Here is a 12,438-nt window from a genome sequence, read left to right as displayed (position 1 = left end):
TCCTGCGGATGATGGCAACCGGCGATAGTACGGAGCTATCAGGAGTCCAAGTGCTGCCGGTCTGCAGTGGTTTGCGGATCTGGTGCGATCACGCCGCCGGTCCTACGCTCAACCACCATGGAGCTCGAGGTACGCCACCTCCGTGCCGTGTGTGCCATCGCCGATACCGGCAGTCTGCACAAGGCTGCCCGGCAACTGGGCATGACCCAGCCCTCGTTGACCACCCAGCTCCGCCGGATCGAGGACTCGATCGGCGGCCGGCTCTTCGCGCGCGAGCGCACCGGCTGCCGCCCCACCCCGCTCGGCCGGGTCCTGCTCAGCCGGGCGAGACCCCTGGTCGGCGAGATGCGCGAACTGGTCGCCGAGGCCCGCGCCGCCGCCACCCGGGCCGGCGGCCCCGGACTGCGCATCGGCTCCACCGCGAGTCTCGCCATCCCCGGCTGGCTGAAGCGACTGCGAGTACGCCTCGACCGTACCGAGACCGCGCTCCAAATGGACGTCTCAGGACAGGCGTTGGTGTCTCTGGTGGCCGACGGACAGCTGGACGCGGCCTTCGTGCACCAGGTGGAGGGCTGCCCGCTGCGGATCCCCGAAGGGGTGCGCCAGCGCGTCCTGGTGGAGCGCGAACCGCAGTTCGTGTCCCTCTCGGTGGACCATCCGGCCGCGCGGCAGCGCATCGTACGGCTCAGCGATCTGGCCGGCGAGCAGTGGATGGTCGACCCGACCGTGGACGGCGAGCGCGACGGGATGCTGCGCATGCTGCGCTCCGCGGGCATCCCCAACCCCCGGATGCTGCACGGGGATTACCTCACCGCGGCCACCCTGGTCGCCACCGGCGACGTGGTCGCCCTCTGCCAGCCGACCTCCCGCGGCCGCCCCGGGATGGCCGTACGCCCGCTCGAGGGCGATCCGCTCGGCGTACGGCTGCTGCTCGTCGCCCGTACCGAGGAGGAGCTGGACGAGGTGTACGCCGATCTGGAGGCCGCGTACTGGGAGGCGGCCTGGCAGGCGCCCGGCTACCGCGCGTGGCTGCTGCGCACACACGGCGGCCGGGCGGCTTGAGCTCTCCGCGCCGCTCAGACGCCGATGTCGCGGCCGTCCTTGCGCCACACCGCGACGACCGACGGGCGGACGATCCTCCCCGACCCGTCCGGCCACTGTGAGGCCGGCTTCTCGACGGAGGCGCCGTCGACCTCGCCCGGGTGCTGCACGGCCACGAGTACGCGACGGTCCTGGACGAGCGGACCGCAGGTCTCGGCGCCGGTGGGCACGGTGAGGAACTGCTTGAGCTCACCCTCGCGCTCGCCGCGGGTGGCCACGCCGAAGAGGCCGTCGTGCGAGCCCAGCGCATTGCCGTCGGTGGAGATCCACAGATTGCCGTGCGGGTCGAACGCCACATTGTCCGGGCAGGAGATCGGGCTGACCTTGTCCTTCGGGAAACCCGCGAAGTACGTGGCCGGGTCCTCGGGGTCGCCCGCGACGAGGAAGAGGCGCCAGGCGAACTTCTCGCTCAGCGGGTCGTTGTGACGCTCCGTCAACTCGAGGATCTGGCCGTGCTTGTTGCCGTTGCGCGGATTGGCCTCGTCCGCGGGGGCCTTGCCCTCGGTGCCGCGGCCGTCGTTGTTGGTGAGCGCGACATAGACCTTGCCGGTGCGCGGGGACGGCTCGACGTCCTCCGGGCGGTCCATCTTGGTGGCGCCCACCTTGTCGCCGGCTAGCCGCGTGAAGACGTACACCTCCTCGGCGGTCATGCCCTCGACGTGGCTCTCGTCGCCGGTCGCCAGCGGGATCCAGACGCCACTGCCGTCGAACTCGCCGTCGTTCGGCAGGGTCCCGCTGCCGTCGATCTCCTCGGCCGGGGAGTCGCCGGTGAGCTTGGCGACGTAGAGCGTGCCGTGGTCGAGCAGCGCGAGGTTGTGCTCGCGGTCCGAGCGCGAGGAACCGTGCCGCATCCGCTTGCTGGCCACGAACTTGTAGAAGTAGTCGAACTTTTCGTCGTCGCCCATGTAGACGACCGGCCGGCCGTCGTGGGTCAGGCGCGGCTGCGCCGCCTCGTGCTTGAAGCGGCCGAGCGCGGTGTGCTTGCGGGGCGTGGAGTGCGGGTCGTACGGGTCGAGTTCGACGACCCAGCCGAAGCGGTGCGGTTCGTACGGCTCCTGTGTGACGTCGAAACGCTGGTCGAACCGCTCCCACTTGCGCTCGGTCGCGCCGCCGCTGATGCCGTAGCGCTTGAGGCGGGCGGCGTGCTCGGGGTCGGTGACCTTCTCGCCGTTGGCGAAGTACTGGTCGACGTTCTCCTCGCCGGACAGGATCGTGCCCCACGGGGTGGTGCCGCCCGCGCAGTTGTTGAGGGTGCCGAACACCTTGGTGCCGGAGGGGTCCGCGGAGGTCTTCAGGAGCTCGGACCCGGCGGCCGGTCCGGTCACCCTGAACTCGGTGGTGGCGGTGATGCGGCGGTTCAGCTCGTGGCGCGCCACCGGGGTGAGGCTGCCGTCGCGCCTGGACTCCTCGACGACCACGACGGACAGACCGTGCGCGGCCCAGGCGATCTCGGCCTGCTCGCGGGTGGGGTTGTCGGGGTCGTAGCCCCGGAACATCAGGACCTCGTCGGTGTACTCGTGGTTCGCGACGAGGACCTGGCGGCCCGGCTCGTGGTGGCCGTGGCGGTACCCGTGGCCGTGCCCGTGTCCGCCGCCGAGCGGGAGCAGGCTGAGGAAGTCGTTGTTGTAGCCGAACTGGCCCGCCTGGGCGGCGGCCGTCTGGTTGTTCTCGTCGAACCTCGGGGCGCCGCGCAGGATCGGCTCGCCCCAGCGGATCACCACGTTCTGGTCGTGGCCGGACGGGATCGTCACGCGGTCCGCGGTGTTGGGCGCGACGGCGTCGAAGCGCAGACCGCGGGCCGCCTTGCCGTGCTTGCCCCTGCCGCCCTGCGCGCCCGCGGGAGTCGCGGCGGCCGCCTCGGGGGTCGCGCCGGGAGCGCCGAGGACCGTGCCGCCGGCTGCCGCGGCGACGGTGACCACGGCGGCGGTGCGCATCATGGACCTTCTGGACACCGCACCGGCGATGATGTCGCCGGCGTACTCGTTGTCACTGGTGTTGGGCACCTCGTGGAAGCAGGCGTCACCGCAGCGGTACCGGCAGGTCAGGGCGGAGCGCCCACCGGGGTGCGAATTCACGATCGGCAGCAGATTGCGCACGTTCCCCTCCAAATGGGCCTCGCGGGCCCGTGCTTCGGCGCGCGCCCGCGCCGACAACGTGTCGGAATGTTCCGGCGGCGACGTTAAGCGCGCGCACCGGCAGCGCGACGGCGGGAGAATGAACGGCCGGTGAACCCCAGGCGGACGACGGGGAGTTGACGTGCGGCGGGGTCGAGTGGACGCCTGGTCGGAGGTGCCGGGCGCGGGGCACCGGGCGGGCACGGCGCCCCTCCCCAAGATCACGGAGGGCGACGGCTAACCTTACGTGTCCACCCTGGCCAGCGGTTACGGACACCGGGCGTACAGGGGTCACCGGGAACAACTCACGTGAAGGGTTGCGCACATGGGCATTCTGGATCGCCTGCGGAACGCGTTCGGACGGTCCCGCAAGGACCGCGACCCGGCTTCCGTCCCGCAGGCGCGGAACGAAACGGACCCGGTGGCCGAGGGCCCGGCGGGGGCCGGGGGTTCGGCGGACGGTGCGTCGTCGGCTGACGCCGGGGGTTCGGGGTCTTCTGGTGCCGGGTCCGCGGGTGCGGGGGCTTCCGGTACCGGGTCCGCGGGTGCGGGGGCTTCCGGTGCCGGGTCCGCAGGTGCGGGGGCTTCCGCGGGCGCGGGCGGCGAGAGCGGTGGCGGTACGGGCCGGGGTGCCCGTACCGGCACTGAAGCGGGCGGCGCTGCGGACGTCGGGGCGGGCGCGGATGCGGCAGCCGATGCCGGCGGCGAGACACGTGCGGGCGCGGAGAGCGATGGCGCCAGGGGCACCGAGAGCGGTGGCTCTACCGGCGCCGAGGCCGCGAGCCGTGAAGGCGCCGAGTCCAAGGCGGCGGCCGCCGATCGCGCGGCCTCCGCCGGCAGTGGGGCCGAGGCTTCCGTGTCCCGGGGCGACAGCGCCACCGGTGACGCCGCGTCCGGCGGCTCCACCGGCAAGAAGGGCGCCGCGGGCGCCTCCTCCGTGCCCGCGCCCGCGGGCGAGCGGGACGCCGCACCGCGCTCCGCCTCGGTCCCGGCCCCTGCGGCCGACGCGGACGACCTGGTCTCCGCGGCCTTCGACAACCCCGGCCTCGGCGGCCGGGTCCCGTCACCGGCCACTCCGGGGGACGAGGCGACCGGCACTGCGTCGGGCTCCGCTCCGGCGGACGACGACTCCACCGACGCCGCTGACGCGGATCAGGCTCCCGGCCCGGGATCCACCACCGCGCAGAGCGGAACCGCATCGGACACGGGGTCCGCTGACGCGGCGCGGAAGAAGACGCCCGGTGCGCAGTCCCCGACGGCGCCGAGCCCGGCCGAGGCAGACGCCGAGCGGGGCGCCGCCACCGGTTCCGTCGCCGGCGGTGCCGCGGCCGACTCCCCCGGCGCGGAGCCCACCCCGGCACAGGGCGCCACCGAGCCCGCACAGTCCGCCGACGCCCCGTCCACGGCCGGGCACGTACAGCCCACAGGGCACGTACAGCCCACATCGGCCGCCGCCGAGGAGAGCGACGCAACCGCCGAGCCCGAGCCCGCACCCCGCAAGTCCGCGGCCACGGCGCCGAAGCCCGCGAAGACGGCGAAGTCCGCGAAGACGGCGAAGTCCGCCGCGAGCAAGACCAAGACCCCGGCCAAGACGGTGGCCAAGGCCCCAGCCAAGTCCACGTCCAAGGCACCCGCCAAAGCCCCCGCCAAGTCCGCGTCCGCCTGGCAGGCGAAGACGGCGGCCAAGGCGAAAACCCCGGCCGACTCCACGGCCACCGCACCCGCAAAGGCGCCGGCCGCGACCACCCCGCCCCCCGGGCTCGCCGCCGCGCACACCGCGGCCGGCGAGGTCCTCGCCGCGCGCGGCCTGGCCGGTACCCGTGCCCGGGTCTACCTGGTACTGGACCGCTCCGGTTCGATGCGCCCGTACTACAAGGACGGCAGCGCCCAGAACCTCGGCGAGCAGGTGCTCGCGCTCGCCGCGCAGACCGACCCCGAGGCCACGGTGCCGGTCGTCTTCTTCTCCACCGAGCTCGACGGCACCGGCACCCTCACCCTCGACGACCACGAGGGCCGCATCGACACCCTGCACGCGGGCCTCGGCCGGATGGGCCGCACCTTCTACGAGCACGCGATCGCCGAGGTGATCGCCCAGCACGACAAGTCCGCCGACCCGGAGGCCCCGGCGCTCGTGGTCTTCCAGACGGACGGCGCCCCGGAGTCCAAGACGGCCGCGACCAAGGCCCTCGCGGACGTCGCCGGACGCGACATCTTCTGGCAGTTCGTCGCCTTCGGTCCCGAGGACTCCAAGGCCTTCGACTACCTCCGCAAGCTGGACGCCCCGAACGCGGCCTTCTTCCACGCGGGCCCGGTCCCCAACGAGCTCACCGACACCGAGCTCTACGAGGGCCTCCTCGCCCACTGGCGCCCGGGGGCCGACAAGGCCTGAACCACCCGCGTACGGCCGGGGTCCCCACCACCTCCGGACCCCGGCCGTACCCACGGAAAACCCGGCCGGGAGCCCGCAGGAGGTCGGATACGCTAGTGAGGTTCCATAGGCGCCGTACTCAACGACATTACGGACGTCAATCCTCGCAGCGACTTGGGAGCAGCCTGCAATGGCTCGACACCTCATCACCAGCGCCCTTCCGTACATCAACGGGATCAAGCACCTGGGCAACATGGTGGGGTCCATGCTCCCGGCGGACGTGTACGCCAGGTACCTCCGCCAGCGCGGCCACGACGTCCTCTACATCTGCGCCACCGACGAGCACGGCACCCCCGCCGAGCTCGCCGCCAAGGACGCGGGCCTGCCGGTCGACGCGTTCTGCGCCGAGCAGCACGACGCACAGAAGGCCGTGTACGACGGCTTCGAGCTGAACTTCGACCATTTCGGCCGCAGTTCCTCCGAGCAGAACGTCGAGATCACCCAGCACTTCGCCCGCAGGCTCCACGAGAACGGCTTCATCGAGGAGCGGGCGATCCGCCAGGTCTTCTCGATCGCCGACGACCGCTTCCTGCCGGACCGCTACATCGTGGGCACCTGCCCGCACTGCGGCTACGACAAGGCCCGCGGCGACCAGTGCGAGAACTGCACCCGGGTCCTCGACCCCACGGACCTGATCGACGCCCGCTCGGCGATCAGCGGCAGCAGCGACCTCGAGGTCCGCGAGACCAAGCACCTCTTCCTGCTGCAGTCCAAGCTGGCCGGAGAGGTCGAGTCGTGGATCGACGAGACCGGCGACGAGTGGCCGCAGCTCGCCTCGTCCATCGCCCGCAAGTGGCTGACCGAGGGCCTGCACGACCGCTCGATCACCCGCGACCTGGACTGGGGCGTCCCGGTGCCGGCCGACATCTGGCCCGAACTGGCCGCCGAGGGCAAGGTCTTCTACGTCTGGTTCGACGCCCCGATCGAGTACATCGGCGCGACGAAGGAGTGGGCGGACGCCGCACCGGCCGACGAGGTCCGCGACTGGAAGTCCTGGTGGTACGAGGCAGACGACGTGCGCTACACGGAGTTCATGGCCAAGGACAACGTCCCGTTCCACACCGTGATGTTCCCGGCCACCGAGATCGGCACCCGCGAGCCCTGGAAGAAGGTCGACTACGTCAAGGCCTTCAACTGGCTGACGTACTACGGCGGGAAGTTCTCCACCTCGCAGAAGCGCGGCGTCTTCACGAACGACGCCCTCAAGCTGCTGCCCGCGGACTACTGGCGTTACTTCCTGATCGCCAACGCCCCCGAGTCGGACGACAGTTCCTTCTCCTGGGAGCACTTCACCGCCACGGTCAACAAGGACCTCGCCGACACCCTCGGCAATTTCGTGAACCGCGTCCTGTCCTTCTCGCGCAAGCGTTTCGGTGACGACGTCCCCGAGGGCCGCGCGGCCTCGGACGCCGAGCACAAGCTGGGTGAGGAGATCGCGGGCCTGCTCGCCGAGTACGAGGGCCACATGGAGACGCTGCAGTTCCGCAAGGCCGCGGCCGCGTTGCGCGCCCTGTGGTCGGCGGGCAACTCCTACCTGGAGGAGAAGGCTCCCTGGCTGGAGATCAAGACCGACCAGGAGGGCGCGGCGCTGACCCTGCGCACCGCGATGAACCTGATCCACCTCTACTCGGTCGTGTCCGAGCCGTTCATCCCGGCCTCCGCGAAGGCCATGCGCGGTGCGTTCGCCCTGTCCGACGACACTGCCACCTGGGTCTCGGCCGACGAGGCCCGCGCACTCGCCTCGGTCCCGGCCGGCACGCCCTTCACGGTGCCGCCGGTCCTCTTCGCCAAGATCACGGACGAGGACCTGGAGTCGTACAAGGAGCGCTTCGGCGGCGCGGAGGACTGAGTCCGGATGCGACAGGGCCCGGAACCGGTGATCGGTTCCGGGCTCTAGTCGGGCCTGCGCCCCAAGTGGGTGACGAGGATGCGGATCACGTCTTCCTCGATCGCGTAGAAGAGGCGGAAGTCTCCGACGTAGAGCCGCCGGAGGTTCACCGAACCATAGGGGACGGACCCCTCGGGCTTCGGATCCTCGGCGAGTGCGTCGACCGCTTCGTAGACATCGGCACCGGCCGGGTCTTCCTTGAGGAAGCGGAGCGCAGCGTTCGTCGCCCCGGGCTCCCAGATGATCTGGTAGGTCACTTACGCAGCCCCAGCATGCGTCCGACTTCCTCGTGCGGAATGCCCGGCTCCAGCGTCCCCTCCGCCTTCTTGCGCTGATACTCCGACAGCGCAAGCGCGTCCTCGAGGTCCTCTATGACGTGTGGTGAGACCAGCAGTGCTGCCACGTGACCATGGTCGGTCAGGGCGATGGTCTCGCGACGGTGTGCGGCCCGCCGCACGAGGTCGCCGAGCTGAGATCGGGCTGAGCTGATGGCGATCTGAGTCATGCACACACTATGCCCCAAGGTGCATCTAGTGAGCAATGCATGTAGGAAGTGCACACACCTTCCCGACCGAAACCCGCTGCCTTCACCGGACCCGAACGCGACGAGGGCCCGAGGTCACCGACCTCGGGCCCTCGTGCGGGCGGTACGTACCGCGGGCCTACTTCGGCTGCGGCTTGCGGACCGTGAGGCTGAGCTCCTTGAGACGGGACTCGTCCAGCTCCGTCGGGGCGCCCATCATCAGGTCCTGGGCGTTCTGGTTGAGGGGGAACGCGATCGTCTCGCGGATGTTGGGCTCGTCGGCGAGGAGCATGACGATGCGGTCGACGCCCGGGGCGATGCCGCCGTGCGGCGGGGCGCCGAAGCGGAACGCGCGGAGCATGCCCGCGAACTCGTGCTCCACGGTGTCGCGGTCGTAGCCCGCGATCTCGAAGGCCTTGAGCATGATCTCCGGCTCGTGGTTCCGGATCGCGCCCGACGACAGCTCGATGCCGTTGCAGACGATGTCGTACTGCCAGGCCAGGACGTCGAGCGGGTCCTTCTCCTCGAGGTCGGCCATGCCGCCCTGGGGCATCGAGAAGGGGTTGTGGGAGAAGTCGATCTTCCCGGTGTCCTCGTCCTTCTCGTACATCGGGAAGTCCACGATCCAGCAGAAGCGGAACTCGTCCTCGACGAAGTGTCCGGCCCGCTTCGCGGCCTCCACGCGGACCGCCGACATGATCTTCGAGACCTCGTCGAACTCGCCCGCGCCGAAGAAGACCGCATGCCCGGGGACCAGGCCGAGGCGCTCGGTGAGCACCTTGACGTTCTCCTCGGTGAGGAACTTCGCGATCGGGCCGGCAAGCGCGCCGTCGTCGCCGACGCGGACCCAGGCGAGACCCTTCGCGCCCTGCTCGACGGCGTACTCCCCGAGGCCGTCGAAGAACTTGCGGGACTGGCCCGCAGTGTCCGGGACCGGAAGCGCCCGCACGTGCTTGCCGGCGAACGCCTTGAACTCGGAGCCCTCGAACACATCGGTGATGTCGACGAGTTCGAGCTCGGCACGCAGGTCCGGCTTGTCGTTGCCGTACTTCAGCATCGACTCGCGGAACGGGATCCGCGGGAACGGCGAGGTGACGTGCCGGCCGCCGCCGAACTCCTCGAAGAGCTCGGTCATCAGCTTCTCGATCGGCCGGAAGACGTCCTCCTGCTCGACGAACGACATCTCGACGTCCAGCTGGTAGAACTCGCCGGGCGAACGGTCCGCACGGGCGTCCTCGTCCCGGAAGCACGGCGCGATCTGGAAGTACCGGTCGAAGCCCGAGATCATGAGCAGCTGCTTGAACTGCTGCGGGGCCTGCGGCAGGGCGTAGAACTTGCCCGGGTTGAGGCGGGAGGGGACGACGAAGTCGCGGGCGCCCTCGGGGGAGGTCGCGGTGAGGATCGGGGTCGCCATCTCGTTGAACCCGAGGGCCGTCATCTTGTGCCGGATCGCGGAGATCACGGCGGTGCGCAGCATGATGTTGCGGTGCATGCGCTCGCGGCGCAGGTCCAGGAAGCGGTACTCCAGGCGGCGCTCCTCGCCGACCCCGTCGTCCGCGTTGATCTGGAAGGGCAGCTGCTGGGCGGCGCCGAGGATCTCGACGTCCGCGACCTCGACCTCGACCTCGCCGGTGGGCAGCTCCGGGTTGACGTTCTCCGCGCCGCGCGAGACGACCTTGCCGTCGATGCGGACGACGGACTCCTTGGTCTGGCGGTCCAGGGTCTCGTACGCCTCGGTGCCGGGGCGGGCCACGAGCTGGGTGATGCCGTGGTGGTCACGGAGATCGATGAAGAGGATGCCGCCCAGGTCCCGGCGATTGTGCAGCCAGCCGCTCAGCCGGACGTCGCTCTGGACGTCGGTGGCGCGGAGCTCGCCGCAGCTGTGTGACCTGTACCGGTGCATCGTTCATCCAATTCTTCGCGTCGTTCGTCGCGAGACGGGCGGGAATCAACCACCCCAGGCTACCGGGAGCATTGCATTGCAATGCTGATGCGGGTGCATTCGACCGACGACGGCCGACCCCACCCGTCCCAGGCCCGCACCACGGGCGCATCACGCTGCCTGGCACGTAGGCCGACCATCTTCTTAAAGTGGGTCAATGCGCACCGAAGACGGCGGGGTGATGCCCCCCGTGGGGGAGATCCTCACCGCCATCGGCACCGGCCTGTGGCACTGGGACACCTCCACGGGCAGCGTCACCGTCGACGCCGTGGCCGCCCGGCTGCTCGGGCTCCCCGCCGAGGGCACCACCCTCACCGAGGCCGGTGCGCGCTCCCACTTCCACCCCGTCGACTGGAACGAGATCGACGGCATCGTCAGTCTGGCCGTCGCCGAGGGCACCCCCGCCGAGGTCCGCCTGCGAGTGGTGGACGGCGGCGGCACCGTCCTGCGCACCGTACGCAGCCGGTCCTGGCCCCGGATCCTCGGTACCGCGGCCTCCGGCCCGTACCGCCACGACTACCAGCTGACCGGCACCCTGCAGGAGGTCGTGGACCTGGCTCCCGGGGTCTCCGCGCACGGCGCCGTGACCGGCGACTGGCGCCGCTCCCGGGAGGCCTTCCTGCTCGACGCGGGCCGCGCGCTCGCCGAGGCCCGCTCCACCTCCGAGGTGCTGCGGGTGGCCGCGGGCCTCTCGATGCCCGGCTTCTCGCCCGACGGACTCGCGGTCTTCGGCGTACGCGGCGAACGGCTCACGGTGATCGGCCACCACGGGCAGGACGACCGGCACGCGGACGCGTTCACCGAGCTGACCGTGCACAGCGACTATCCGGCCGCCGACGTGGTGCGCGGCGGCCGCGCCGTGTACCTCTCCTCGCCCGAGGAGTACCGCCGCCGCTACCCGACCGGCTGGCCGCTCGCCGAGCACTTCGGGCGGAAGTCCTGGGCGTTCCTGCCGCTGACCGTGGCCGGGCGGACCATCGGCGCCTGGATGGCGGCCTTCACGTACCACGTGTCGTTCACGCCCGACGAGCGTTCGGTGCTGACCACGGTGGCCCGGATGCTCGCGCAGGCCCTGTCCCGGGCCGGTGTCGCCGACACCGAACGGGAACTGACCGAGGGTCTGCAGCGGTCCATGCTGCCCGCGCTCGGACCCGAGATACCGGGCATGGAGGTGGCCGCACGCTATGTGCCGACGGGCGGCGGCCTGCAGGTCGGCGGCGACTGGTACGACATGATCCCGCTGCCGTCCGGGCGGTACGCGTTCGTCATCGGCGATGTCCAGGGGCACGACGTACGGGCCGCGAGCCTGATGGGCCAGCTGCGGATCGCGCTGCGCGCCTATGCCGCCGAGGGCCACCGGGCCGATGCGGTGCTCGCCCGTGCGACCCGCTTCCTGTGCGGTATCGGCGAGGCCCGCATCTACGGTTCGACCGGCGGTCCCGAGGTGGGCCCCACCGAGGCCCGCTTCGCGACCTGTCTGTACGTCGAGGCCGACCCGGCCACCGGGACCCTGGAGATGGCGCGGGCCGGGCACCCCGACCCGGTGATCCGCACGGGCGACGGCACCGCCGTGCTGCGGCACGTGGAGGGCGGCATCCCGCTGGGCATCGACCCGGACACCGACTACCCGATCACCCGTCTCGTCCTCGAGCCCGGCGAGACGATCCTGCTCTGCACCGACGGCCTCATCGAGACCGGCGGACACGATCTGCTCACCGGCTGGGTGCGGGTCCGCGACATCCTCGAGGCACATCAGGGCGAGGACCTGGAGGAGTTGGCCGATTCGCTGCTGTCGGCGGTGCACGGCCCGCCCTCGTACTACTCGACCGGGCCGCTGGCCGACCGGCGCGAGGACGACATCGCGATGCTGCTGCTCAGCCGACCGGCACCGGCGCACGCGGCGGACGACCGGGCCGGACCGGGGAGTCTGGAGCGCCGGCGCCTGGCCATCACCGTCGCGCAGGCCGAGCCGGAGGCCATCGCCGGCGCCCGCCGGCAGCTGCGCGACCTGCTGCACGACTGGTCCGACCCGGACCAGGTCGACTCGGCCGTCCTGATGGTCTCCGAGATGGTCACCAATGTCCTGGTGCACACCGACGGCGATGCCCTGCTCGTCGCCGAGGCACAGGGCCGGCCGGGGCAGCGGCGGCTGCGCGTGGAGGTCGCCGACGGCAGCGACGATCTGCCGCACCGGCGCCATCCCGGCGAGCTCGCGTCCTCCGGCCGGGGCCTGGTGCTGATGGAGATCCTCGCCGACCGCTGGGGAGTCGATCCGCGCGGCCAGGGCAAGTCCATCTGGTTCGAGCTGTGCGAGGGGGAGCAGGGCGGGGAAGCGGGCGGCGAGGCGCCGAAGGCCTAAGTCCTGTCCGGCGGATCTTCGCGGGTCAGCTCGCGGCTCCCCCAGCCTCCGGCCGGGAGGTGCCCCCAGGTGCGTGCTCTGGG

8 protein-coding genes are annotated in these 12,438 nt (G+C 71.2%); 4 read left to right on the top strand and 4 right to left on the bottom strand.

The window, feature by feature from the left end; all coding sequences use genetic code 11:
* The first annotated feature begins 117 nt into the window (after nucleotides 1-117).
* Nucleotides 118-1,062, top strand: coding sequence for a LysR family transcriptional regulator (locus DY218_RS14895; protein ID WP_128556504.1), 945 nt, complete (start codon nucleotides 118-120; stop codon nucleotides 1,060-1,062).
* A gap of 14 nt (nucleotides 1,063-1,076) precedes the next feature.
* On the opposite strand, the gene DY218_RS14890 is transcribed toward DY218_RS14895, so the two are convergent.
* Nucleotides 1,077-3,197 carry a PhoX family protein gene (locus DY218_RS14890; RefSeq protein WP_128556503.1) on the bottom strand — a complete coding sequence of 707 codons (2,121 nt, stop codon included), beginning with the start codon at nucleotides 3,195-3,197 and terminating at the stop codon, nucleotides 1,077-1,079.
* Between the two features lie 874 nt (nucleotides 3,198-4,071).
* On the opposite strand from DY218_RS14890, the gene DY218_RS34550 reads away from it, so the two are divergent.
* Nucleotides 4,072-5,604, top strand: coding sequence for a VWA domain-containing protein (locus DY218_RS34550; protein ID WP_199566737.1), 1,533 nt, complete (start codon nucleotides 4,072-4,074; stop codon nucleotides 5,602-5,604).
* Nucleotides 5,605-5,773: 169 nt separating this feature from the next.
* A complete protein-coding gene (metG, locus tag DY218_RS14880) occupies nucleotides 5,774-7,492 on the top strand; it encodes a methionine--tRNA ligase (RefSeq protein WP_128556502.1) in 1,719 nt (572 codons plus the stop codon).
* 44 nt (nucleotides 7,493-7,536) lie between these two features.
* Here the strand turns inward: metG and DY218_RS14875 are convergent, their stop codons facing one another.
* The 3 genes from DY218_RS14875 to aspS form a co-directional block, all read right to left on the bottom strand.
* Nucleotides 7,537-7,788, bottom strand: a complete 252-nt coding sequence (locus tag DY218_RS14875; RefSeq protein WP_128556501.1) for a type II toxin-antitoxin system RelE family toxin — start codon at nucleotides 7,786-7,788, stop codon at nucleotides 7,537-7,539.
* Entirely contained in the window at nucleotides 7,785-8,036 is a 252-nt protein-coding gene (locus tag DY218_RS14870) for a type II toxin-antitoxin system Phd/YefM family antitoxin (RefSeq protein WP_128556500.1), read from the bottom strand. The genes DY218_RS14875 and DY218_RS14870 overlap by 4 nt, the downstream gene beginning before the upstream one ends.
* Before the next feature lie 157 nt (nucleotides 8,037-8,193).
* Nucleotides 8,194-9,957, bottom strand: a complete 1,764-nt coding sequence (gene aspS, locus DY218_RS14865) for an aspartate--tRNA ligase (protein ID WP_128556499.1) — start codon at nucleotides 9,955-9,957, stop codon at nucleotides 8,194-8,196.
* 196 nt (nucleotides 9,958-10,153) lie between these two features.
* Between aspS and DY218_RS14860 the strand changes: the two genes are divergently transcribed.
* Complete coding sequence (locus DY218_RS14860; RefSeq protein ID WP_128556498.1) at nucleotides 10,154-12,355, top strand: ATP-binding SpoIIE family protein phosphatase; 2,202 nt, start codon at nucleotides 10,154-10,156, stop codon at nucleotides 12,353-12,355.
* Nucleotides 12,356-12,438: the final 83 nt, after the last annotated feature.

The sequence above is a fragment of the Streptomyces triticagri genome (assembly GCF_003429565.1).
Classification (GTDB): domain Bacteria; phylum Actinomycetota; class Actinomycetes; order Streptomycetales; family Streptomycetaceae; genus Streptomyces; species Streptomyces triticagri.
Note: the sequence above shows the minus strand (reverse complement) of the source record. Positions and strands in the feature narration are given on the sequence as shown.